Source organism: Streptomyces sp. NPDC048718 (assembly GCF_043198875.1).
Taxonomy (GTDB): Bacteria; Actinomycetota; Actinomycetes; order Streptomycetales; family Streptomycetaceae; genus Streptomyces.
The window spans coordinates 268,050-292,210 of sequence record NZ_JBICVG010000010.1; the positions used below are offsets into that span (position 1 = coordinate 268,050).

The following is a 24,161-nucleotide window of genomic DNA, read 5'->3' on the forward strand; positions in this document are numbered from 1 at the left end:
CGGATTCCTCGGGATTCTTCGGCCTACGCCCCTGTGCGCCTTCCGAGCCGCCCGGCCCCTGTCGGTGTGACAGGGGCCGAAGAGGCGGGCATGGAAACGGAGCGGGCCCGGACGCGCGGGGGGAAGATCGACCCATGACTTCCCTTCGCCGACTGGGCACTTCCGATCTGCACGTCTTCCCGCTCTCCCTCGGGGGCAACGTCTTCGGCTGGACCGCCGACGAGGAGGGCTCCTTCGCCGTCCTCGACGCCTACGCCGCCGCGGGCGGCAACTTCGTCGACACCGCCGACGTCTACTCGCAATGGGTCGAGGGCCACGAGGGCGGCGAGTCCGAGACCGTCATCGGCCACTGGCTGGCCTCGCGCGGCAACCGTTCCGACATCCTCGTCGCCACCAAGGCCGGTTCCCACGCCGACTACAAGGGGCTCCGGCCGGAGACGATCAAGGCCGCCGCCGAGCAGTCCCTGCGCCGTCTCGGCACCGACTACATCGACCTCTACTACACGCACTTCGACGACGAGTCCGTCCCGGTCGAGGACATCGTCACCGCCCTCGACGCGCTGGTGAAGGAGGGCAAGGTCCGGGCCGTCGCCGCCTCCAACATCTCGGCGGAACGGCTGCGCGCCTCCCTCGACTTCGCCGAGGCGGAGAACCTCACCGGGTACGTGGCCCTCCAGCCGCACTACAACCTGGTCTCCCGCGACACCTACGAGGGACCGCTCCAGGACACCGCCGAGGCCGCCGGACTCGCGGCCGTGCCGTACTTCGGGCTCGCGTCGGGCTTCCTCACCGGCAAGTACCGGCCGGGCCGCACCGTCGACAGCGCCCGCTCCCAGCGGCCGCTCGAACTGCTCGGGACGGAACGCGGACAGCGGGTGCTCACCGCGCTCGACAAGGTCGCCGAGGCCCATGACGCCGAGGTCGCCTCCGTGGCCCTGGCCTGGCTGGCCTCCCGGCCGACCGTGGTCGCCCCGATCGCCTCGGCCCGTACGGTCGAGCAGCTTCCGGCGCTTCTCGCGTCCACCGAACTGAAGCTGACGGACGAGGAACTGAGCACGCTGACGGCCGCGTCCGCCTGAGCTGCGTCCGAGCCGTTCCGGGGGCGGGGCCGGGCCTGAACGCGGGCTGAATCCGCTCCGGTACGGGGCCGATGGCCCGCCCGGGCCCTGCCGCCCCGCCCCGGCCGGTCCCGCAGTCCCGCCGTCCCGTTCGGCTCGTTCAGCAGCCGGTGGGTACGGGAGAGCCCGGTCCGGGCCCCGGATCCCGTCGGATCCGGCCCGCCGGCCGGACCGGGAGCAGCGTGGCCGGTGCGGCGAGGGCGGGCACGATCCAGCGCGACAGCTCCAGCACCTGCGCCACGGCGCCCAGGGCGAGGCAGCCGAGGAACACGGCCAGTCCCGTGAGCACGGCGGTCCTCACCAGGGCCGCCGGCCGGTGGTCGAAGGGGTGGGCGTGGTGAGGGCGGTGAGGAAGGTGGTGGTCCGGGCGGGCGCGGAACCACCGCAGACCGAAGCGCAGCGACAGGATCGCGAGCAGGCCCAGTCCGGTGGCGATGCCCGTACTCGTCCGGGTCTCGTCGCGCGGCTCGTCGAGGGTGGCCTGCCGGGCCTCGGCGGTGGCGAGCGCCACGACCCTCCCGCGCCAGAGCGTCCCGGCGACCCGGTCCCCCGGCCGCAGCCGTTCCAGCAGAGGGCCCGGATCCGCGAAGCTCACCGTGGGCCGCAGGACGGGACTGTTCAGCGATGCCTGGTAGCGGCGGCTTCGGGGAACCCGGTCGACCACGATGCCGGCCACCGTGAACGCGACCGCCCGCAGACAGCCTTCCGGCCCGGCGGTGTCGGCGGCGTCGTTGGTGGCGGCGGCCGATCGCGCGCCGGCGGTGACGGGACACGGCTCGGCGGCCCGGTAGTCCGCGTTCCACGACACCGCGCTCGGTATGCGGTGGACGAAGCTGTCGAAGGACACCACCCCGAGCAGCAGCCCCAGCACGATCGCGCCCACCCCGGCGAACCGCGCCAGGCCCCCGCCGTACGGACCGCTCCCGGGCCGCCACCGGACGGGCCCGCCGCCGTCCACCGGATCCTGCGCGTTCCCCACGGCCACCGGAGTCCCCCTCGCGTCCCCGCGCCGGAACTCCCCGCCTCCCCCTGAGACGGCCCCCTCCCGGCCACCCCCGCAGTCTTCAACCCAGGATGATCGTCGGACAAGAGGTCTGCATCGGCCGGATCAGGACGAATATCCAGGGGCGTCCTCAGCTGCGGTACGGGTTGTAGCCGCCGTAGTCCAGGTACTGCGGCGGCGTCCAGACACGACCGGTGGCCCGGGCCGCGTACGACAGCGCGGGCGAGGCGAGCGGCCGGCGCTGCCACAGGTGGTGCAGCAGCTCCTGTTCGCGGGCCGCGAAGTCGGGTACGGCCTGGCCGCGCCGGGCCCGGTGGCGCAGGAACGCCAGGGTCGTGGCGAACGCCTCGTACTCGCCGACGGCCTGCGCCGCCGGTTTGCCGCGGCCCCGGGCGGCGAACGCGCGGGCCATCGAACGGGCCCGCATCGAGGAGAGCGCGAGCGGTTCGTCGGGCGCGAGCCAGCCCGCCGCCGCGTACGCCGGGAGCTCGGCGGATATGGTGCGCAGCTCCCGCTGCCGGCTTCCTATCGCCAGCCAGACCAGCAGGGCGAACACCGGCACCATGAACATGCCGTAGACCACCAGGAACGCCATCGGGTGGAAGGTCGCCGAGCCGTTCCACAGCGCGTGCAAGCTCATCGCGAGGAGCAGTCCGCCGAGCGGCAGCAGTGTCATCCGGACACGGCGGGCCTTGGCGGTGGCCGGGAGCAGGGCGGCGAAGCCGAGCCCGAGGCCGGTGAGCGAGGTGAACAGCGGATGGGCGAACGGGGACAGGACGACCCGCACGACGAACGTGCCCACGGTCACCGCCCCGACGCCCGTCCCGCCGATCTCCTGGTCCTCGCCGAAGGCGTTGCCGAGGTAGAGGATGTTCTCGGTGAAGGCGAAGCCGGTGGCGGTGAATCCGGCGTAGACGAGGCCGTCGACCGGGCCGTTGAAGTCCCTGCGGCGGAAGAGGAAGAGCAGCAGGACGGCGGCTCCCTTCGCGGTCTCCTCCACGAACGGGGCGACGGCGGTCGCGCCGAGGGCGTCCGCCGAGTCGCGGTCGGCGGTGGCGCTGGATATCCACTCCACGGCGAAGGAGTTGGCGAAGATCGCGATCAGCGTGGAGGCGAACGCGCCCCAGGCGAGCGCGAACAGCAGATTCTTCCAGGGGGCCGGCTCGACCCGGTCGAGCCAGCGGAACGCCGACAGCAGCAGGGGCACCGGCAGGACAGCGAGCCCGAGGCCGACGAGGAAGCCCTCGGTGCCGGTCTCCTCCCGTACCAGCGCGAGGATCACCAGGCCGCACAGCGCCAGCACGGTGATCACGGCGATGCCCCGGACCAGCCGGCTGCGCCAGAAGGCCCGGCGGGGTTTGTAGCGCCACTTGGCGCGCGGCGGCACGGCGCCGAAGTCCGGCTGTTCGCCTTCCCACGTGGGTACGGGGGAAGGCGCGGTCAGGCCCGGCGGGCAGGCCGGCGGGGCGGCCGTGCCGCCGGCCGCGCCGAGGGGCGCGGGCGCGGATCCGGTGATCGGGTTCGAGGACACCCGACGACAGTAGCCAGCGTCACCGACAGTAGTCGAGAGGGTTCTTTCGGCCTGTGGAAAACCTGGTGGGAGGTGTCTCGTCCCCCCACCGAGGGGCTCACGCCCTGTGGAAAAGCAGGTCGTGGACGACGTGCCCCTTGTCCAGTCCCTGCCCCTCGAAGCGGGTCAGCGGCCGGAAGCCGGGCCGGGGCGCGTAGCCGCCGTCGGCCTGGGAGTTCTCGAAGTCGGGGTGCGCGGTCAGCACCTCCAGCATCTGCTCCGCGTACGGCTCCCAGTCCGTGGCGCAGTGCAGCAGCCCGCCCTTCGCCAGGCGCGGCGCGAGCAGCGTGAGGAACTCGGGCTGGATCAGCCGCCGCTTGTGGTGGCGGGCCTTCGGCCAGGGGTCCGGGAAGTAGATCCGGCAGCCGGCCAGCGACTCGGGCGAGATCATCTCGCGCAGCAGGATGATCGCGTCGCCGTTGGCGACCCGGACGTTGGCGAGCCCGTTGCGGTCGGCGAGCCCGAGCAGATTGCCCTGGCCGGGGGTGTGCACGTCCACGGCGAGGATGCCCGTGCCGGGGTCGGCGGCGGCCATCTGCGCGGTGGCCTCGCCCATGCCGAAGCCGATCTCCAGGACGACCGGCAGACCGCCGAACATCTCGTCCAGGTCGAGGACGCGGGCGCCGTCGATGTCGATGCCCCAGTCCGGCCAGCGCTTCAGCAGCGCCTCTTCCTGGCTGGTGGTGACGCGGCTGCGACGCGGCTGGAAGCTGCGGATCCGGCGCTCGTGGTGCGAGCCCGCCGGGTCGGGCGAGGGTCCCTCGCCCGGCGCGAACCGTCGGCTGCCCCGCTGCGCGGGCTGCTGGGCGGGGGCCGCCGGTGCGGCGTGCGGGGTGTTCTCTGGCTGCTCAGACACAATGCTTTCGATTCTACGGCGCACCGCGCGGTCGTCGCGGGCCCGAAGAGAGCGACAGCGGGCGGGGAACGGGGCCCTCGCACCGCCACGACTGCCGTGACCGCCAAGGCTCCGTGCCACTCGCCACGACTGCCCGGGCCCCGGGCCCCGGGCCCCGATCCCCCGGCCTCCGCGCCCCCTCGCTACAGCTGAGCCAGCGCCCGGCCCGCCACCTCGCGGCCGATCGGCAGGGACGCCGTCGCCGCCGGCGAGGGCGCGTTGAGGACGTGCACCGCCCGCGCGGTCTCGCGGATGAGGAAGTCGTCCACCAGCGTCCCGTCCTTCAGCACCGCCTGCGCCCGCACCCCCGGCGTCGCCCGCCGCAGGTCGCGCTCTTCCACGACCGGCAGCATCCGCCGTACCGCCTCGGTGAAGGCGCGCTTGGACAGCGAGCGGCGCAGCTCGCCCACCCCGTAGCGCCAGTGCGCGCGGGCCATCGCCCGGGTGCCGGGCCAGGCGAGGGTGTCGGCCAGGTCGCGCGGGCGGACGACCGGCCAGCCGTATCCCTCGCGGGCGAGCGCCGGGACCGCGTTCGGGCCGACGTGGACACCGCCGTCGATGCCCCGGGTGAGATGGACGCCGAGGAACGGGAAGGCCGGGTCGGGGACGGGATAGACCAGGCCGCGCACCAGGGACGGGTCGGTCAGCTCGTAGTACTCCCCCCGGAAGGGGATGATCCGCATCCCCGGGTCGTCGCCGGCGAGCCGGGCCACCCGGTCGCAGTGGAGGCCCGCGCAGTTCACCAGGACCCGCGCGCGCACCACGCGTCCGGCGGCCGTGCGCACCGCGATACCCCAGGGCCGCCGGTCGATCGCGGTGACCGCCGAGCCGTAGCCGATACGGGCCCCGGACTCCTCGGCGAGCCGGGCCGCCACCGCGCCGTAGTCGGTGATCCCGGTGGTGCCGACATGGATCGCGGCCAGGCCCCGCACCCGCGGCTCGTACTCGCTGATCTGGGCCGGCCCCAGCTCGCGCACCGGGATGCCGTTCTCCCGGCCGCGCTGGACGAGCGCGTGCAGCCGGGGCAGCTCCTCGCGCGCGGTGGCGACGATCAGCTTGCCCGTGACCTCGTACGGAATCCCGTGTTCCGCGCAGAACTTGACCATCTCGGCGGCGCCCTCGACCGCGAACCGGGCCTTGAGTGAGCCGGGTCGGTAGTAGATGCCGCTGTGGATCACGCCGCTGTTGCGGCCGGTCTGGTGGCGGGCCGGGGCGTGTTCCTTCTCCAGGACGGTGACCCGGGTGCCGGGAGCCGCGCGGCTGATCGCGTACGCGGTCGACAGGCCGACGATTCCGCCGCCGATCACGAGCACGTCACAGTCAAAGCGGTCCGATTCGGACACCAGCGCCACCTCCCACCCCTGCATACTGCACTGGCCCACTGACACCCGGGCCAAACCGTTCGTTCCATGGGACGTGTGTCACGCCGGCCGCGCGAGGTTGCGCCCGGACCCGCCGTCATGCCCACGACACGGCGTCCGCGACCCCGCGCCCGGACCGGCCGGACCCGGACCGGCCGGACCCGGACCGGCCGGTTCCGCTCACACTGGACGCGCGCGCACCGTTTCCGCCCATGCCGGACCCGCCACTCGCGCCGCACCCGCCGCCCATGCCGCTTCCGCTCACGCCGGTGTCACGAGCAGCGGCCGCGCCCGCTCGCGCAGCTCCATGACGCGCGGCTCGTGCCCGTACGGTTCGAGGCGGTGCAGCAGATCCCGTACGTACTCGGTGGTCCGGGCCGACGAGATCCGCCCCGCGACCTCCACCGCGCGCGTACCGGCGGCGCAGGCCGCGTCCAGGTTGCCGGACTCCAGCTCGGCCACCGCCGAGACCACGAGCCGCAGCCCGTGCGAGCGCACGTACTCCTCGGTGGGCCGGGACAGCGCCTGCGCGGTGAAGCGGCGCATCTCCTGCGGCAGCTTCAGGTCGCGGTAGCACTCGGCGGCGTCGGCGCAGAAGCGGTCGTACGAGTAGAAGCCGAGCCAGGTCGGATCGCCGTCGCCCTCCCGCGAGCGCTCCAGCCACCCCTCGGCGGACTTGAGCGCGCCGGTCGCGGCGCCCTGGTCGCCGGCCTTGGCGTGCGCCCGGGCCTCGACGAGCCGGAAGAAGGACATGGTGCGGGCGGTGGCCAGGCCCCGGTTGCGTTCGAGGGCCGCCTGGGCGAGGTCGACGCCTTCCTCGGCGAAGCCCCGGTAGGTCGCCTGGAGCGACATGGAAGCCAGGACGTAGCCGCCGAGCGGGACGTCGGCGGCGGCGCGGGCGAGCCGCAGCGCCTGGATGTAGTAGCGCTGGGCGGCCTCCTGCTGGCCGGTGTCGAAGGCCATCCAGCCGGCGAGCCGGGTCAGTTCGGCGGTCGCGCCGAATAGGGCGCGGCCCACCTCGTCCGAGTAGGAGCCGAGCAGCAGCGGCGCCGCGTCGACCCGCAGGCACTCGGGGACCATCGAGGAGCGCCAGTCGCCCCCGCCGTACTTGGAGTCCCAGCGGCGGGCGTCCTCGGCCGCCTCGCGGAGTTTGGCGACGTCGCTGTGGCCCACGCGCGCGTGCTCGCCGTTCTCGCCGCCGGCACCGCCGCCGGCGAAGGGGGGAGCGGCCGGAGCCGGCCTTGGGCCGGGCAGGGCGAGCGGACCGGGGGCCGGACGCGTCAGGAGCCGTTCCACCGAAGGGTCGGCGGGCGTGATGAGCCAGCGCTGCGCGGGCGTCGCGTAGGCGCTGACCGAGAACGAGCCGGCGAGCGACTGCCAGATCCCGACCCCGCCCCGCCGGCCGACGCTGTCCAGCCGGTACAGCTCGGTGGCCGAGCGGACCGCGGCCCCGACGTCGCGCGGGAAGGCGAGGCCCACCTCGGGCGCCGGGTCGGCGTCGGCGAGGCCGATCTCGTGCAGCGGCACCGGCCGGCCGAGTTTCTGGCCGATGGCGGCGGCGATCAGATGCGGGGCGGCGCCCTGCGGCACCATGCCCTTCGACACCCACCGGGCCACCGACGTCTTGTCGTAACGAAGCGTCAATCCACGTTGCGCACCGAGGTCGTTGACGCGCCGGGCGAGCCCGGCATTGCTGATTCCCGCGAGGGCGAGAACCGTGCCGAGCTTTTCGTTCGGCCCGCGTTGCTCCCTGGACATGACGCCACCCCTCGACACGACACCCAGAAGCCGCCACGACGCCGGGCATAGGCGTGCGGCATTCGTTAGCACAGCGTAGTTCGCCGGATCCCGACCGTTAAGGGGCGGTGTGCCGTATGGCGAGATTGTTGTGGGATGGAATGACCGGCGGTCTCCTCGACGCGCGCGCGTGCCCCCGCCGTGTGGCCGTGCGCCCGCCCGTGCGCTCTCGTCCCGTGTCGGGCGGGAGCGCTTCCATGAGTGCTGCGTGGGTCGGCCCGCATGGCCGAGGACCGATGTCCCGGACGTGGGCTGGGGGACACCGCCGCCCCACTCCCCGCGGGGTGGCGGGCGGCTCCGGGAGGCGACCGCCTCCCGGACCGCCGTACCGTTTCCGCCGTCCCGGGGTTGTGCGCCCCGACCGAGAATGGCCGAAAGTCGCCGCACCTGCCCGGCGCTCAACAGGCTTATGCCAAGGGCGCGTTCAGTGTGGCCGTGATGCCCCGGTCGCACCCCCCGTGCTCCGTTGTCATGACAGCATGTCTCCACTCGACCTTTGTGGAGGCGGCGATGCGGTGGCTGGTGGGCTGGAGCAGTGTCGCCTCACGCTCCCACGCCCCGTACCCGGCGGCACCCGGCTCCGCCGGAGCCGTCGGCGACCCCGCCGACGGGCTCAGCGTGCAGCCCGTGGGCGCCCAACTCCTGTGGGAGGACCCCGATCCGCTGTGGGCGGTCGGCGACTGGCGCCCCGACGAGGTGCGCCTGGTCGACCTCGACGCGCACACCCGGATCGCCGTGCTCGGCTGCTGCGCGGCGAGCGACGACGAGCTGCGGCGCGGTCTGCTGACCGCGCGCGGGGGCGCACTGCGGCACCTGACGGCATGGCCGGGCAGCTACACCGCCGTCGTCAAGGCGGGCCGCCGCATCACCGTCACCGGCGATCTCGCGGGCGCCCGGCCGGTGTTCCACACCTCCTGGGCGGACGGTACGGCCTACGGCACCGCCGCGCTCCCGCTCGCCGACCTCACCGAGGCTCAGCTCGACATCGGGCACCTCGCCGCCCTCCTCGCCTGCCCCGAGGCCCCCGAGGCGCTGCGCGACTCCACCCCCTACGAGGGCGTCCGCCGGGTGCCGCCCGGACACGCGCTGATCCTGCGCGAGGGCGCCCGCGAGATCACCGGCCACGAACCGGTCGCCTCGCTCGCCGTCGCCGCGCCCGAGACCGACGCCCGCCAGGCGGTGGAGGCCGTCCGGGACGCGCTCGTCGGAGCCGTACGGGCCCGGCTCACCGCCCCGCGCCACGCCCCCGACGTGCCGCCGCCCGATCCCGGCCCCGTACCCGGCATGGGACCCGCCGACCGGCGCGCCGCGCGCGGCGGCGCCCCCACCCCGGGGATCGGCGCCGACCTGTCCGGCGGCAGCGCCTCCGCCACCCTCGCCCTGCTCGCGGCCGGGCTGCCCGGGGTGCCCGGCACGATCCCGGGCCGGGGCGCGGCGGGCGAACGGCTGCTCGCCGTCACCTTCAACGACCTGGCCGCGCCCCCCGGCGCCGAGGGCCGAGGCGAACTCGCCCGCGCCCGCGAGATCGCCGCCAACCCGAGGCTGCGCCACGTCGTCGTCGCGGCCGGCGAGGACGCCTTGCCGTACACGGGCCTCGACGGCCCGCTCACCGACGAACCCGCGCCCTCCCTGGTGGCCGCCGAACGGCACCGCAGACGGCTCGCGGGCGGCAGCGCCGACCACTTCACCGGCTTCGGCGCCCGCCAGGTCCTCGACGCCCACCCGGCCCGCCTCGCCGACCTGCTGATGGACCGCAGACGCCGCTCCCTGGTGCGGCCGGTGACCGCGCTCGCCCGCGCCAGCGGGCCCTCCGCGGGCGCCCTGCTCGTCCCGCTGACCGTGTACCGGGCGGCCCGGCGGCTCGCCCGTACGCCGTACCGCACCGGTCTGGAGACCGCCGCCACGCGCGTGTTGGAGGCCAATCGGGCACCCGCCCCCGCCTACGGGCCCCTGGAGGCGTCACTGTCCGCCCTGGCCTGGTCCCGGCCCGGCCCGGCGGCGCGCTGGCTGACCGGGGAGGCACTGGCGGAAGTATCGGTTCGCCTGGGCCGGGCGGCGACCCTGCCCGCCTCCGTCCAGCGCCCGGGCGAGGCACGCGCGCGTGCCGCCCTCGCCCGCGCCGCCGCCGACCACCGGATCCTGGAACAGGCGGCGGAGATCCGCGGCCAGCGCCTGCACGCGCCCTTCCTCGACAACCAGGTCGTCCGCGCCTGCCGCGACCTCCCCGAGTCGCTGCGGGTCCAGCCCGACGCCCGCGCCACGGTCCTGCGCACCGTCCTCGCGGACACCGGCATCCACGACCTGCCGTCCGGCTGGGGCGCCCCGCACCCGGCCGTCCCGGCCGCCGCCACCCGCGCCGGACTGCGCGCGGCCCTGCCGCACCTGCTCGCCCTCTTCCAGGCGCCGCTCCTGGCCGACGCGGGCCTGGTCGAGGCCCGCGTCGTGCGCCATGCCCTGCGCGCCGCCGCCGACGGCGAACCTGTCCCCCTCGACGGCCTCGCCGACCTGGTCTCCACCGAACTCTGGCTCACCCGGCTGCTGGCCCGCCGAGGCTCCTGCTGGACCGGTACCGCCGCACCCCGGCACCGCGCGGTCCCGGGGCCGCTGGTCCCGGCGGGGCGGGCGCTGCCGGCGTGAACCACGGCCCGCGCCCGGCCGGTTGCCCGTTCCGCGTGACACGGCAGGGAAACGGGCCCGCACGCGTGCGTGGGGCCGGGAGACTCGCCCCGAAGCGCCGCGAGGGAGGACCACGATGACTGGAACCGGAACCGGAACCGGAACCGGAACCGGAACCGGGACGACGGGAGCCGGGGCGACCGGGATGGGGACCGCCGGTGCCGAGGGCGGTCCCGAGGCGGCCGAACTGCTCGACCGCTTCGACCGGCTCAGCGCCGCGTCTCCGGACGGCCGGCGGGTGGAACTCCTCGAAGGCCGGATCCTGGTGACGACCGTCGGCACCGCCGGGCACGCGAAAGGCGTCATGGAACTCGCCGAGGCGCTGTGGGACGAGAGCAGGGTTCGGCGCGGCCACACCGGAATCGGTCTGAGGCTGCCCGACCCGGTGGCCGAGGCCCGGGTGCTGCCCGACCTGGTGGTCGCGCCCCGGGGAAGCTTCCGTGACGAGGACGTCCGGCAGGCGCCCGACCCGGTCCTGCTCGTCGCCGAGGTGGTGGCGCCCGCCACCCGCGTCGCGTGACCACGGCCCGAAGGCACGCGGGTACGCCCGTGCCGGAGGCGAGATCACTGTCCACTGCGCACCCAGGGGTGATCGCTACACGCGCCGCACCGTCCACAGGCTGGGGACAGTCGTTCCGCTTCCCGACCCGCTCGGCTTCGCGATCGACACCGCGGAGTTCTGAACCCGGCCCGTTCGCCCCGCCCCGCCTCGCCCCCTGCTCCGTCCCGCTCCGCCGACCGCCTCCCGGCCGAAGCCGCCGGGGGCGCGCCCCGGACATGCCCGAGCGCCCCTGTCCGGGCAAACCCTGAGGCGTCGGGCGGGCCCGCCCGCGACAATGGCCGAATGCGGTATCTCATCCTCGGCCCCAGCGACGCGCTCGACCCCACCGGCACCTCCCTTCCTCTGGGCGGTGCCCGGCTGCGCGCGCTGCTCGCCGCGCTCGCGCTGCGCGGCGGCCGGAGCGTGACGGTCGCCGAGCTGGTCGACGACGTGTACGAGGACGAGCCGCCGCAGGACGCGCCGGCCGCGCTGCAGGCGCTGGTCGGACGGCTGCGGCGAGTGCTCGGCAAGGACGCCGTCGCGTCGGGGCCAGGCGGCTACCGGCTCGTGGCGGGACCCGAGGACATCGACCTGTACGTGTTCGAGCGCCACGTCCGGGACGCGGGCACCCGGCTCGACGCGGGCGATCCCGAGACCGCCGCCGCGCTGCTGCGGACCGCCCTCGGTCTGTTCCGCGGCCCGGCGCTCGCCGACCTGCCCGAGCACGCGGGCGTCCGCCCCGAGGCCCAGCGGCTCGCCGCGCTCCGCCACCGCGTCGAGGCGGACCTGCGGCGCGGCGCCACCTCCGGACTCGCCCCCGAACTGGCCGAGCTGATCGGCGCGTATCCGTACGACGAGACCTTCCACGCCCAGCTGATCCGCGCCCTGCGCGCCGAGGGCCGCCCGGCCGACGCCCTCGCCGCGTACGAGAACGCCCGCCGTACTCTCGCCGACGGGCTCGGCGCCGACCCCGGGCCGGAACTGACCGCCCTGCACGCCGAACTCCTCGCCGGAACACCGCCCCGTGTACCGCGCCCGGCGCACCCGGCCGCCCGTACGCCCGCCGCCTCGCCCGCGTACGAGTCCGCGTACGGGTCCGCCCTGCCCGCTCCCGCTCCTGTTCCCGCCGTCGAGACCGGAAACATCCGCCCCCGCCTGACCTCGTTCGTCGGCCGCGAGCCCGAACTGGCCGCTCTCCGCGCCGACCTGGAGCACGCCCGTCTCGTCACCCTCACCGGCCCCGGCGGCTCGGGCAAGACCCGGCTCGCCGAGGAGGCCGCCCGAGGGGCCGCCGGGCCCGCCGCCTGGATCGCCGAACTCGCCCCGCTCGACGACCCCGACGCCGTCCCCGGAGCGGTGCTCTCCGCGCTCGGCCTGCGCGAGACCAACCTGATCACCACCCGCGAGGGCGTTCCGCTCCCGGCCGACCCCACCGACCTGCTCGTCGATCATCTGGCCGGCCGCCCACTGCTGCTCGTCCTCGACAACTGCGAGCACGTCGTCGGTGCCGCCGCGACGCTCGCCGAGACCCTGCTCGCGCACTGTCCCGGACTGCGCATCCTCGCCACCAGCCGGGAACCCCTCGGGGTCCCCGGGGAGACCGTCCGCCCCGTCGAGCCCCTCCCGCCCGCGCCCGCCCACCGGCTCTTCGCGGAACGCGCGCGCGCCGTCCGCCCGGGCTTCCGCGCCTGGGCCACCGAACCCACCGGACCCGCCGAACCCACCGGACCCGCCGAGGCCACCGAAGCCGACAGGGCCACCGACGACGACGCGCTCGCCGTCGCGGAGATCTGCCGCCGCCTCGACGGTCTGCCCCTCGCCATCGAACTCGCCGCAGCCCGGCTGCGCCTGCTCACCCCGCGCCAGATCGCCGACCGCCTCGACGACCGCTTCCTTCTCCTCACCTCCGGCTCCCGCACCGTCCTGCCCCGCCAGCAGACCCTGCGCGCCGTCGTCGACTGGTCCTGGGAGCTGCTCGAACCGGCCGAACGCGACCTGCTGCGCCAGGTGTCCGTCTTCGCGGGCGGCTGGGACCTCGCCGCCGCCGAGGCCCTCGCCCCGGCCGCCCCGGGGACGCCCGGCACCGCCGACACGCTCGGCGCCCTCGTCGACAAGTCCCTCGTCGTCGCTACCCCCACAGACGACGGCGAGATGCGCTACCGCCTCCTGGAGACCATCCACGAGTACGCCACCGAGCGCGCCGCCGGAACCCCCGCGCTGCGCGCCGCCGCCGAGGCCGCCCACACCGCCCACTTCACCGCCCTCGCCGAACGGGCCGAACCCCTGCTGCGCTCAGGCGCGCAACTCCCCTGGATAGCCCGGCTCGAACGCGACCTCGACAACATCCGCGCCGCCCTCCACCGCACCGTCGTCACCGCGCCCGACGAGACCACCGCCCTGCGGATCGTCTTCGCCATGGGCTGGTTCTGGTGGCTGCGCAACTACCGCCCCGAGGCGCTGTCCTGGGTCGAGCGCGTCCTCGCCCTCGGCGACGACCCCGAGGACCCGGCCGACCTCCGGCACTGGCCCCGTATGCACCTGCGGATGCTCTCCTTCTTCCTCGCCATGGAGAGCCAGAACATCCGCGGTCTCGACTCCTTCCGCGACGAGGCGGAGGGCATGGCCCTGGTGGCCCGGGTCCGGGCCGCGTTCGCGGAGAATCCCGGCCCCGAGTCGGCGCGCTTCCCCGGGCTGCTGTGGCCGTTCACCGCCTACTTCACCGACGAGACCGGCGACATCCGTCCCCTGCTCGACGGCGCCGTCGCCAACTGCCGCCGCCACGGCGGCGACTGGGAACTCGGCGCCGTCCTGATGTTCCGTACCCATCTGGTCATCGACCGGCCCGGCGACGGACCCGGCATCGCGCAGGACCTCGGCGAGCTGCGGACGCTGTCCCGCCGGGTCGGCGACCGCTGGATGCGGGCCCAGGTCGCCGGGGTCGCGGCGGAGTCCCTGCTGATGCGCGGGCGGTACGAGGAGTCGCGCGCGGAGTACGCCGAGGCGCTGGAGCTCGCCCGCGAGGTCGGCGCGTACGCCGAGGCGCCGTTCCTCATGGCCAGGCTCGCCGAGCTGCACTTCCGGGCGGGCGACACGGTGGCCGCCGAACGGGGCCTCGACCAGGCGGAGGCCGAGGCCCGGCGCTGTCACGTCAAGGACCTGGTGGTCTTCGCCGAGTTCCTGCGGGCCGCGCTCGCCTTTTACGAAGGCGACTGGGCCGCCGCCCGCCGGTATGTCGAGAGAGCGGGGGCCGAGCCCGGCATCGGCACCCCGCCGCCGCATGTCGAGGCCTACCTCATCGGCCTCACCGCCCGTATCGACGCCCAGCAGGGGGCCGGCGCCTCGGCCGTCGACCAGGCGACCGGGGCGCTGCGGATCGCCCGGGAGGGGCAGTGCGCCCTTCAGGTCGTGGCCGGTCTCGCCGAGGCGCTGGCCCTCACGCTCGTGCTCGGCGGACGTGCGGCCGACGCCGTGACCGTCCTCGCCGCCGCCGACACCTGGCGTGCGGACCTGCCCCGCTCCGTGCCGGAGCGGCGGGACGCCGACCGGGTGACCGACCGGGCCCGCGACGCACTCGGCCCGGCGGCCTACGAGGCCGCTCGGGCGGCGGGCCGGGATCTCACCGTGGACGGGGTGCTGGCCCTCGTGGAGTCGTACGGCGCCCGGGCCGGCGGGCCGGACGCCCGCCGGGCGTCATGACGCGCAACTGATCCGGGAGTCCGCCCAGTCCGCGACCAGCACCCGGCCGAACTTGGTGTGCGGCTCCACCACGAGCCGGAGGGTGCTGCGGCCGGTGAGCCCGAGACGCACCGGCACCGGCGTGTCACCGGGGCGGAGCACCGGCGAGCGCCACAGCCGCTCCCCGTCGGCGTACACGGAGAAACGGACCCCGCCGGGATGTTTCAGCGGCTCGGCCAGGTCGTCGATCCCGGCGAGCGCGTCGTACCGGGTGCACCGCCGGTTGAGGTCGATGTGCACCGACGACGAGGCGGCCACGCTCACCCCGCTGTAGCGGACGCCGTTCATCGACAGGTCGTCGTGCTGCCACAGCCAGCTGCTGCGCGCGAGGTCGATCTCCGGCTTGGTGCCGTCGCCCCCGACGCCGTACTCCAGCTGGTTCAGCGGGAAGACGGCCGGCGGCTCCGGCGGCGGAGTGGGCTTCGGCGGTGTCGGCGTCGGTGCCGGCTCCGTCGGTGCCGGCTTCGGCGGAGCGGGCGTGGAGGGGGGCTTCGGGGAAGGCGTCGGCCGCGGGGCGGGCTTCGCGCTCGGCGTGGGCGCCGGCTCCTGCTTCGGCTTCGCCGCGGGCTTCGCGGACGGTGTGGGCTTCGTGGACGGTGTAGGGCTCGGAGCCGGTACGTCCGGGGCCGCCGGCTTCGCGTCCGCCGGCGGGGCCGGGGCGGGCGGGGGCGTCGGCTTCGGTGCGGGCGCCGACGGGGGCACCTTCACCGGCGCGGTGGCCTTCGGCGCGGGCGCGGGCTTCGCGACCGGCTGCGGCTCGGAGCCGGTGAGCGCCCAGACGAGACCGGCGGACGCGGCGACCGCGGCGACCGCCGCGATCCCCGCCTTCGCGGGGACGCCCAGCCCCTCGGCAGCGGCGGCGGACGAGGCCCCGGCCCCGCCGGAGGCACCCGCGCCCGCTCCCGCGCCCGCTCCCGTGGCGGCCGCCGCCGCACCGGCCGCTCCCGCTCCCGCCACTCCGCCCGCGACGACGCCCGCCGCCTTGAGCGTGTACCCGGCGGCGAACCAGCCGATGACCGCGACCGGCAGCAGCGCCGGGATCCCGGCGTTCACCTGAGCCAGTTCACCGGCGGCGAGCCGGCACTGGGCGCACTCGGCGAGATGCTTGCGCAGGCCCCGTTCGGCCCGCGTCCGCAGCCCCCCGCGCGCGTACGCGCCGAGCCGGTCGGCATAGCGGGCACAGTCGCCGCCGGTCGTGAGGGACTGGCTGACATGGGCCTGGAGGTACGCCTGCTTGAGCCCCTCGCGGGCCCGGCCGGCGAGCACGGCGGTGGCGTTCGCGGTCAGCCCGAACAGCGGCGCGATCGCGCTCGGCGACTCCTCCTCGACCGTGGTGTGCCACAGCACGGCCTGCCAGCGTTCCGGCAGTGACCGGAACGCCTGGAGGGCGAGCGAACGTTCGGCGAGGTGCATGGCGCGGACGTCGGCGCCCAGATCGAGGGCGTCGGCCTCGGCCACCTCCGACGAACGGGCGGCGTCCTCGGCGAACAGCGCGAAGTCCTCGATCAGTTGCTCGCGCTTGCGGGTCCGCGTCCAGGACGCGGCGACCCGGCGGACGGAGGTCAACAGATAGGCGCGTACGGCCTGTTCGGGCCCGGCCCCGCGCCGTACCGCCTGAAGGGTGCCGGCGAAGACCTCGGCCGTCAGGTCCTCGGCGGTGTCCGCGTCCCGGCAGCAGGAACGGGCGTAACGGCGGACGGCGTCGTGGTGGCGGCGGTACAGCTCGCCGTACGCGTCGTCGTCGCCCTCCCGCATTCGCCGTACCAAGTCGGCGTCGGACGGCGGCAGATCGGATGCCGAAGCTGACGCAGACGACACCGACGCCGGGGCGGAGCCGGCGCCGGTCCCGCCGTTCGCGCGCTGCTGCGGCACGGTCGGCGCGTCGGATCCCGCGGGTACGGAGGACAGGGGCGCGGAAGACGCAGGTCCAAATCCCGCGGGTACGGAAGGCGCCGGGGCGGTGCCGCCGAGGCCCGGCACGCGGGCCGGGCCGCCCTGGCTCGGCACCTGGCCGGTCGCGGGGGCCGCCGCGCCGTCCGGGCGGCCGGTGGCGCCCAGGGTCTCGTCCCGACTGTCACCGCTCATCGCCGAAGCCCCCGTACGCACGCTCGACCGACATACCGGCCAAGCCTGCCACAGAGCCCGGGCACGCCGAAGTCCCGCGTCCACTTACCACTCGTTGGGGGCGACTTCAGGCCTAGGACCGTGACTCTTCGGCCGCCCGTGCCATGATCGCGCGGCTCGCGCCACCCACCGGGGGGACGCGAGCCCACGCGTGCGTACGAGTGAGGACGCGGTGGTCGCCGTGACCGCCGCCGCCGCGACTACCGCGAGCGCAGCCCCTCCAGAAGGATGTCCAGAAGCCGTGCCGAGGCCGCCGCCTGCTGGGCGGCGTCCGGCAGGGCCGGCGCCGCGGTGGCGATCACCAGCAGGACGTCGGCCACGGTCACGTCCGTCCGCAGCTCACCCGCCTCCCGTGCCCGCTCCACCAGCCGGCCCACGACCTCCAGCAGCTCCGAGGCGCCCGCGTCGTCCTGCTCCGCCGCCGGCATCGCGCGCGGCGCGACCACCCGCTGCTCGGCCTGCTGGGCGTAGTCGGCCCCGCCACCCGCGCCGCCGCCCGGCACCGCCCCGGCCAGGGCGGACGCGCGCTGCTGCGGCACCCGGATCCCGGCCTCCGGCTGCGCCGTGTCGTCGACGCCGACCCGCAGCACCTGCGGCGGCAGCAGCCGCCCGGCACCCGAGGCGACCGACGTCCGCAGGAAGCGGGACAGCGCCGACCACGGCTCGTCCTCCTGACCGAGAGCGGTCCGCGCCTGCTCGGTGAGCCGCGCCGTCTCCTCCTCGGCTATCCGCCGGACCAGCACGTCCTTGCTGGGAAAGCGGCGGTAGACGGTGCCGACACCGACCCGGGCGCGGCGTGCCACGTCCTCCATCGGGGCCCCGTAACCCAGCTCCCCGAACACCTCGCGCGCGGCCCGCAGCACGTGCTCCAGATTGCGCTGGGCGTCCACCCGCAGCGGCGCGGATCGCGCGCCCGCCACCGGCTGTTGTGCCGTACGGACCTGTCCGTACGAATCCTGAATCTGCATAAGCGTTCCCCCGCTCATGATGTCTCCCCCCGGAGACTCCCCGCCCTGACACAGGGGTCCGGTTCCAGTCGCGCATGCGGCTCCGCGCGTGGCGATCCGGCACCCCGACGAAGTACGAACATAGTTGAGTCGACGTCAATTCAGAAGGGGCAGTTCCGTACGGTGCGCCCCCCGATCGGAGCAAGGACCGGGACACTCCCGATTCCGCTTCCGGGCCCCACTCGCCCCTACCCCTCTGACCTGCGAACTTCCCAATCCAATACGGCCGTTCGGTATCTCCCGGGGCCCCTTCCCCCCAGTCACACAATTTGCTGGGCCTGTGGACAAACCCCGAACGGCGTTGCCTCATGGGACGGTGACCGAACCTGTGCGCGTTCTCGTTGTCGGCGGTGGCTACGTCGGGATGTACACGGCGCTGCGCCTCCAGCGGCGGCTCAAGGCGGAGCTGCGCGAGGGCCGCGCCGAGATCACGGTGGTCACCCCGGAGCCGTACATGACGTACCAGCCCTTCCTTCCCGAGGCGGCGGCCGGATCGATCTCCCCGCGCCATGTCGTCGTCCCGTTGCGCCGCGTCCTTCGCCGCTGCCGGATCATCGCCGGCGAGGTCCACGCCATCGACCACGCCGCGCGCACCGCGACCCTCGCCACCCTCGCCACCGAGGAGGCAGGCGCCCCGGACACCCGACTTCGGTACGACGAACTCGTCCTCGCCCCCGGTTCCGTCTCCCGCGTCCTGCCGATCCCCGGCCTCGCCGAGCACGGCGCCGGCTTCAAGACGGTCGAGGAGGCCATCGGGCTGCGCAACCACGTCATCGAGCAGATGGACCTCGCCTCCTCCACCCGCGATCCGGCCCTGCGCGACGCCGCTCTCACCTTCGTCTTCGTCGGCGGCGGCTACGCGGGCGTGGAGGCGCTCGCCGAACTCGAGGACATGGCCCGTTACGCCGCGCGGTACTACCACAATCTCCGGCCGGAGGACCTGCGCTGGATGCTCGTCGAGGCGAGCGATCGGATCCTGCCCGAGGTCGGCGCGGACCTCGGCCGCTACGCCGTACGCGAGCTGCGCGCCCGCAACGTCGACATCCGTCTCGGCACCCGGCTGGTCTCCTGCGAGAACCGTGTGGCCGTGCTCGACGACGGCACCCGCAGGCCCACCCGTACGGTCGTCTGGACCGCCGGCGTCACCCCCGCGCCCCTGGTCGCCGCCTCCGGTCTGCCCCGCACCGCGCGCGGGCGGCTGCGCTGCACCACCCAGCTGCGGATCGCCGGGGTCGACCACGCGTGGGCGGCCGGTGACGCCGCCGCCGTCCCCGATCTCACCGCGGCGCGGGAGGCGGCCGCCCGCAGCGGTTCGGTGCACGGCGGTCCGGTGCACGGCGGGACGGCGGGGGCCGAGGGCGCGCGGCTCCCCGACTGCGCCCCCAACGCCCAGCACGCCGTACGCCAGGCCAGACTGCTCGCCGACAATCTCACCGCCGCCCTGCGCGGCACGCCGCTGCGGGACTACGCGCACGCGAACGCCGGTTCCGTCGCCTCCCTCGGCCTCCACAAGGGCGTCGCCCACGTCTACGGCCGCAAGGTCAAGGGTTATCCGGCCTGGCTGCTGCACCGCGCCTATCACCTCGGCCGGGTGCCGACCTTCAACCGCAAGGCCCGCGTACTGGCCGAGTGGACGCTGTCCGGCCTGTTCAAGCGCGAGATCGTCTCGCTCGGCTCGCTGGAACATCCCCGGGCCGAATTCGAACTCGCCGCCGCGCCGCCACCTCCGCCGGAGCCCGGCGGCCCTTCCGGTGGCCCCTCCGGTGGCGACGGCCCCGGCTCCGATCACGGCCCCCATCACGGTCCTCGGCAAGGCCCCGGTCGTGGTTCTGGCGAGGGGTCCGGCGACGGCCCCGGCCACCGCGGGGACGACCGGCTCGACGACGGGCCCGGGAACTGACATCACTGTCAGTGCACTCCTCCACACTGGACGTGTGACCATAGGTGGGCCCACACCTGCACAGAGTGACTCCGCACGGCAACGACACCACGAGGCATACAGATCCGTGAACTTCACCCGTTGGAGCGCCCGGCTCCCGCGTACGCAGCGTCGCACCGCGGCTCGCGGGCCCGAGGGCTCCGTGCCCGCGGCCCGCGGTGAGCACGGGCCCCGGCCGGACCACTTCGCCGCCGAGTCCGGCCGGTCACCCCGAATGGACCAGTCCGCCCGGCCCGGCGAGCCCGCTGAGCCCGCCGAGTCCACCGAGCCGGCCGAGGCGCCCGCGCCGGAGGACTTCACCGTGCGGGAGATCGTCGGCCGCCTTCCCGGCCTGGTCGCGCTCGTGTACGGCCCCGAGCACCGCATCGCGTACGTCAACGAGGCATATGCCAGCGCCTTCGGTCCCCGTCCGGCGGGCGCCACCGTCGCCGACACCTGCCCCGAGGCATCTGAACTCGGTCTGCTGCCGCTCCTCGACCAGGTCCTGCGCAGCGGCAAGCTCCGCACCGTGAAGTCCCGCCGCACCAAGAGCGGCGGCTTCTACACCGTCACCTGTCTGCCCGTGGACAGCCCGCGGCTGCCCGACGGCGGTGTCCTCATCCACGCCTCCGACGTCACCGACCACGCCGAGGCCGCCGAACGGCTGCGCGCCAGCGAGCGCCGCCACCGCGAGACCGCCGTCACCCTCCAGCGCTCCCTGCTCCCGCAGGAGCTGGAACAGCCCGACGATCTGCGGATCGCCGCGACCTACCAGCCCGGCGTCGCCGACGCCGCCGTCGGCGGCGACTGGTACGACGTGATCACCCTCGGCGCCGGCCGCACGGCCCTGGTCATCGGCGACGTCATGGGCCGGGGCGTGCGCGCCGCCGCCGTCATGGGGCAGCTTCGCACCGCCGTCCGGGCATATGCCCGTCTCGACCTGCCCCCGCACGAGGTGCTCCAGCTGCTCGACGGGCTCGCCGCCGAGATCGACGCCAGCCAGATCGCCACCTGCGTCTACGCCGTCCACGACCCCAACGAGGGCAGGCTCGTCTACGCCTCCGCCGGACACCTCCCGATGCTCGTACGGGACGAGGACGGCACCGTCCGCCGCGCCGAGGACCCCACCGGGCCGCCGCTCGGCACCGGCGGCTGGCAGCACAGCTCCGCCACCATCGACCTGCCGCCCGGCTCCACCGCCGTCCTCTATACGGACGGCCTGGTCGAACGCCGCCGCGAGGACATCGACGAGGGCGTCAGCGCCCTGGAACGCGCCCTCTCCGGCGCCACCGGCAGCCCCCAGGTCGTCTGCGACCGGCTGCTACGCGCCCTCGGGGTCACCGCCGACCACGACGACGACGTCGCCGTCCTCGTCGTCCAGCACCCGGCCCGCGAGGGCTCCGACGCCGAGCTGTTCCACAACGCCGCCCTGGAGCTGCTCGGCGGGGTCGAGGCCGCTCCCCGCGCGCGTGCCTTCGCCTCCGGTGTCCTGGCCAGCTGGCGCTTCCCCGTCGAGCTGTGCGACCTCGGCGTCCTCGCCACCAGCGAGCTGGTCGCCAACTCGCTCCAGCACGGCACTCCGCCCATGCGCCTGCGGCTGCGCCGTACCGACCGCCGGCTGATCATCGAGGTCACCGACGGCGACGACCATCTGCCGCGCCGCCGCCGCGCCGAGTCGGAGGACGAGGCGGGCCGGGGGATCTCGATCATCGCCACGATCGCCTCGTCCTGGGGAAGCCGCCGCACCCCGGGCGGCGGCAAGGCGGTGTGGTGCGAGTTCGCCCTTCCCACGCCGCCCCGGGCCACCGGATCACGCCCTTAATAAGGGGCCCGGTAAGAACGACCCCCATATAGGCATATGACTGAAGGGGCCCAGAGGACCCCTTCAGTCATATGCGCGGATAGCCGCGCTCAGGACGATCGGAACGATCAGGCGGCGGCCGTCTCGCGCCGCTCCGGCTCGTGCCGCGCGACGATCATCGACGGCTTGGCGACCAGCGACGGCTGGTTCTGCTCCGGCGTGAGCCGCTTGCCGAGCCGGACCGCGAGCACCGTGATGCCGAGCGAGAACAGGACGAAGGTCACGATGTACGGACCGTGCAGCGAGGCCCCCATGGGACCGCCGACCGCCGGGCCGACCGCCAGCGCGAGCTGCTTCACCAGGGCGAAGGCCGAGTTGTACGTACCGACCATCGACTCCGGCGCCAGGTCCGCCACCAGCGGGGCCACCGTCGGCGACAGCATCGCCTCACCGAGCCCGAACAGCGCGTACGTGGAGATGAACGCCGCCGTCGCCATCGCCTGGCTGCCGGCACCCAGACCCGCGTACCCGGCGATCAGCCACGCCACGGTCCAGATCAGACCGACGGCCGCGATCATCCGCGTCCGCTTGCGGCGCTCGACGAACTTCAGGACCAGGAACTGCGCGGCCACGATGACCGCCGTGTTGGCGGCCAGGGCGATGCCCAGCGTGGCCGGCGCGATCCCGGCGGCCTCGGTGCCGTACGCGGCGAGACCCGACTCGAACTGGCCGTAGCAGGCGAAGAACAGCACGAAGCCCAGGACGCACAGCTGCACCATGGCCTTGTGGCCGAGCAGCGCCCGCATCGCGCCACCGCCCCGCGCACCGGCCGGCCGGGCCCCGGGGAGGGTGGCGGTGTCCGGCATCTTCACGGTCAGCGCGATCGCGGCGAGGACGAGGAACATCACCGCCTCGATCGAGAACAGCAGCAGGAAGCTGCCCGGACGGCTGGTGTCGACCAGCTGGCCGCCGATCAGACCACCGACGCCGAGACCGAGGTTCTGCAGGAAGAACTGCATGGCGAAGGAACGGGTGCGGGTGACCGGGGTCGAGCACCACACGATCATCGTGGCGAGCGCCGGCTGCATCACGGCCGTACCGGCGCCCAGCAGCGCCGCCGAGCCGATGGCCGCGGGCACCGTGGACGCGAGACCGAGGCCGATCGCGCCCACCGCGGCGACCAGCGACGCCACCACCAGCACGGGCACCGGCCCGCGCCGGTCGATCGCCCGGCCGCTGAAGGGCAGCACCATGAGCGCGGCCATGGCGAAGACGGCAAGGACGACACCGGCCGTGCTCGCACCCAGCTCGCGCACCTGAGCGACGTACACATAGAGGTACGGCACGGTGAAGCCGAGCCCGAACGCGCTCAGCGCGCTGCCTGCCTGAATCCGGCGCATCGCGGCGCCCATCGCCTTGGTCACACTCACCCACTTCGGTCACGGGTTCAGGCCTGTAGGCCTGAACCCTGAAGACTTCAACACTAAAATTAGATCCTTAACAATACACACCGAAGGACTTCAATGCCAACGGAGCCCGTGGAATACTCGGCGGCATGTCCGACACCACCGAGCCCTCCGGCCTCCAGGGCCTGCAGGAGCCGACCCTCGACGAGCAGATCGCCGCGTATCAGCGCGAGTTCCGCGACCTCGACCCCCAGGTCGAGAAGGTGGTCTCCGCGCTGGGCCGGCTGAACCGCCGGATGAACGTGGCGTACGGCCGCCAGGTCGCCGACCTCGGCATCAGCAACGCCGAGTGGGAGGTCCTGAAGACCCTGGTCCTCTCCGGAGCCCCCTACCGGCTGGGCCCGGGGGAGCTGGCCAAGCGCCTCGGCCTGACCCCGGCCGCGATGACCCACCGCATCGACCGCATGGCGGGCGAGGGCCTGGTCACCCGCGACCGCGACGAGAACAACCGCGTGCGCGTGATCGTCGAGCTGACGGACGAGGGCCGCCAGAAGTGGCTGGAGGCGATGCGCATGGCCACGGACTTCGAGCAGGACCTCCTCCAGGACCTGTCGCCCGACGAGCGCGGGGCCCTCGGCGAGATGCTGATCCGCCTGCTGCGCCGGGTGGAGCTGACCCAGCCCGACGCGGGCGGCCGGCTCACCGACCTGGACTGAGAGCTCGGGCCGAGAGGTCGGGGCGGGCCTCGGAACAGGGGCTGGGGAGGAGACGGGAAGGCCCGTCGCGAGACCGCCGGCGAGGCCCCTCCGAGAGCCTTGACACGGCCTTCGTGGATGCGTAAAGTTCTCCGAGTTGCCACGGAGCCTGAAAGTTCCCGGCAGCCATCCCGCCGCGATAGCGGCACCTCAACTCCGCACGATCTCCCCACCGGGACGAATTTCGGCACGCCGAAATTCATTTCGAAAGACTCGATTATGGGTCGCCGGGGAAATCCGCTAGAGTTCAGGACGTCGGAACGGCCCAGCGGCCGGGAAGACGAAATCCCGCCGACCGGGAATCGGAGCCGAAAGGGTCTGATAAAGTCGGAAAGCGCCGAAAGGGCCCGAGGGTGAAAGCCTGAAGGAACGGAAAGCGCGGAGCGGATCGGATCGAAAAGGTCTGATAAGCTCGAAACGCCGGAAGGGAACGGAAGCGAAAGCGACCGGGACC

The 24,161-nt window shown here is 74.4% G+C and carries 15 protein-coding genes; 7 read left to right on the forward strand and 8 right to left on the reverse strand.

The genetic code is table 11. The features are described 5' to 3' along the window. Positions 1-134 precede the first annotated feature (134 nt). Entirely contained in the window at positions 135-1,079 is a 945-nt protein-coding gene (locus tag ACGFRB_RS21215) for an aldo/keto reductase (RefSeq protein WP_393244903.1), read from the forward strand. Positions 1,080-1,218: 139 nt separating this feature from the next. On the opposite strand, the gene ACGFRB_RS21220 is transcribed toward ACGFRB_RS21215, so the two are convergent. From ACGFRB_RS21220 to ACGFRB_RS21240, 5 genes are all read right to left on the reverse strand, one after another. Beyond that, entirely contained in the window at positions 1,219-2,103 is an 885-nt protein-coding gene (locus tag ACGFRB_RS21220) for a hypothetical protein (protein ID WP_393244905.1), read from the reverse strand. A 148-nt stretch (positions 2,104-2,251) separates the two neighbouring features. After that, the gene (locus tag ACGFRB_RS21225; RefSeq protein WP_393244941.1) at positions 2,252-3,565 is read right to left on the reverse strand and encodes a PrsW family intramembrane metalloprotease; all 1,314 of its coding nucleotides are present in this window, start codon (positions 3,563-3,565) and stop codon (positions 2,252-2,254) included. Between the two features lie 184 nt (positions 3,566-3,749). After that, entirely contained in the window at positions 3,750-4,547 is a 798-nt protein-coding gene (gene trmB, locus ACGFRB_RS21230) for a tRNA (guanosine(46)-N7)-methyltransferase TrmB (RefSeq protein ID WP_393244907.1), read from the reverse strand. Positions 4,548-4,729: 182 nt separating this feature from the next. Next, entirely contained in the window at positions 4,730-5,929 is a 1,200-nt protein-coding gene (gene lhgO / locus ACGFRB_RS21235) for an L-2-hydroxyglutarate oxidase (protein ID WP_393244909.1), read from the reverse strand. 279 nt (positions 5,930-6,208) lie between these two features. Beyond that, complete coding sequence (locus tag ACGFRB_RS21240; protein WP_363012407.1) at positions 6,209-7,705, reverse strand: MFS transporter; 1,497 nt, start codon at positions 7,703-7,705, stop codon at positions 6,209-6,211. Between the two features lie 549 nt (positions 7,706-8,254). On the opposite strand from ACGFRB_RS21240, the gene ACGFRB_RS21245 reads away from it, so the two are divergent. From ACGFRB_RS21245 to ACGFRB_RS21255, 3 genes are all read left to right on the forward strand, one after another. Next, positions 8,255-10,381, forward strand: a complete 2,127-nt coding sequence (locus ACGFRB_RS21245; RefSeq protein ID WP_393244911.1) for an asparagine synthase-related protein — start codon at positions 8,255-8,257, stop codon at positions 10,379-10,381. Positions 10,382-10,496: 115 nt separating this feature from the next. After that, a complete protein-coding gene (locus ACGFRB_RS21250) occupies positions 10,497-10,940 on the forward strand; it encodes a Uma2 family endonuclease (RefSeq protein WP_393244913.1) in 444 nt (147 codons plus the stop codon). 324 nt (positions 10,941-11,264) lie between these two features. After that, positions 11,265-14,657 carry an ATP-binding protein gene (locus tag ACGFRB_RS21255; protein WP_393244915.1) on the forward strand — a complete coding sequence of 1,131 codons (3,393 nt, stop codon included), beginning with the start codon at positions 11,265-11,267 and terminating at the stop codon, positions 14,655-14,657. Here the strand turns inward: ACGFRB_RS21255 and ACGFRB_RS21260 are convergent. Together ACGFRB_RS21260 and ACGFRB_RS21265 are read right to left on the reverse strand one after the other, a co-directional pair. Next, positions 14,652-16,781 (reverse strand): sigma-70 family RNA polymerase sigma factor, encoded by a 2,130-nt coding sequence (locus ACGFRB_RS21260; RefSeq protein ID WP_393244917.1) that lies wholly within the window; start codon positions 16,779-16,781, stop codon positions 14,652-14,654. The genes ACGFRB_RS21255 and ACGFRB_RS21260 overlap by 6 nt on opposite strands. A 239-nt stretch (positions 16,782-17,020) precedes the next feature. Next, entirely contained in the window at positions 17,021-17,788 is a 768-nt protein-coding gene (locus ACGFRB_RS21265; protein ID WP_393244919.1) for a TetR/AcrR family transcriptional regulator, read from the reverse strand. 403 nt (positions 17,789-18,191) lie between these two features. On the opposite strand from ACGFRB_RS21265, the gene ACGFRB_RS21270 reads away from it, so the two are divergent. After that, positions 18,192-19,727 (forward strand): NAD(P)/FAD-dependent oxidoreductase, encoded by a 1,536-nt coding sequence (locus ACGFRB_RS21270; protein WP_393244943.1) that lies wholly within the window; start codon positions 18,192-18,194, stop codon positions 19,725-19,727. A gap of 106 nt (positions 19,728-19,833) precedes the next feature. After that, a complete protein-coding gene (locus tag ACGFRB_RS21275; protein ID WP_393244921.1) occupies positions 19,834-21,567 on the forward strand; it encodes a SpoIIE family protein phosphatase in 1,734 nt (577 codons plus the stop codon). A gap of 107 nt (positions 21,568-21,674) precedes the next feature. Here ACGFRB_RS21275 and ACGFRB_RS21280 read toward each other — a convergent pair whose 3' ends face one another. Further along, positions 21,675-22,958 (reverse strand): MFS transporter, encoded by a 1,284-nt coding sequence (locus ACGFRB_RS21280; protein ID WP_393244945.1) that lies wholly within the window; start codon positions 22,956-22,958, stop codon positions 21,675-21,677. A gap of 143 nt (positions 22,959-23,101) precedes the next feature. On the opposite strand from ACGFRB_RS21280, the gene ACGFRB_RS21285 reads away from it, so the two are divergent. Beyond that, positions 23,102-23,668 (forward strand): MarR family winged helix-turn-helix transcriptional regulator, encoded by a 567-nt coding sequence (locus tag ACGFRB_RS21285; RefSeq protein WP_393244923.1) that lies wholly within the window; start codon positions 23,102-23,104, stop codon positions 23,666-23,668. Positions 23,669-24,161 lie beyond the last annotated feature (493 nt).

Excerpts from the sequence above, each read along its gene's own strand:
- ACGFRB_RS21285 (WP_393244923.1), top strand. The coding sequence starts at position 23,102 with ATGTCCGACACCACCGAGCCCTCCGGCCTCCAGGGCCTGCAGGAGCCG.
- ACGFRB_RS21245 (WP_393244911.1), top strand. The coding sequence starts at position 8,255 with ATGCGGTGGCTGGTGGGCTGGAGCAGTGTCGCCTCACGCTCCCACGCC.
- ACGFRB_RS21240 (WP_363012407.1), bottom strand. The coding sequence starts at position 7,705 with ATGTCCAGGGAGCAACGCGGGCCGAACGAAAAGCTCGGCACGGTTCTC.
- ACGFRB_RS21215 (WP_393244903.1), top strand. The coding sequence starts at position 135 with ATGACTTCCCTTCGCCGACTGGGCACTTCCGATCTGCACGTCTTCCCG.
- ACGFRB_RS21280 (WP_393244945.1), bottom strand. The coding sequence starts at position 22,958 with ATGGGCGCCGCGATGCGCCGGATTCAGGCAGGCAGCGCGCTGAGCGCG.
- ACGFRB_RS21260 (WP_393244917.1), bottom strand. The coding sequence starts at position 16,781 with ATGAGCGGTGACAGTCGGGACGAGACCCTGGGCGCCACCGGCCGCCCG.
- ACGFRB_RS21250 (WP_393244913.1), top strand. The coding sequence starts at position 10,497 with ATGACTGGAACCGGAACCGGAACCGGAACCGGAACCGGAACCGGGACG.
- ACGFRB_RS21255 (WP_393244915.1), top strand. The coding sequence starts at position 11,265 with ATGCGGTATCTCATCCTCGGCCCCAGCGACGCGCTCGACCCCACCGGC.
- ACGFRB_RS21270 (WP_393244943.1), top strand. The coding sequence starts at position 18,192 with ATGTACACGGCGCTGCGCCTCCAGCGGCGGCTCAAGGCGGAGCTGCGC.
- ACGFRB_RS21265 (WP_393244919.1), bottom strand. The coding sequence starts at position 17,788 with ATGCAGATTCAGGATTCGTACGGACAGGTCCGTACGGCACAACAGCCG.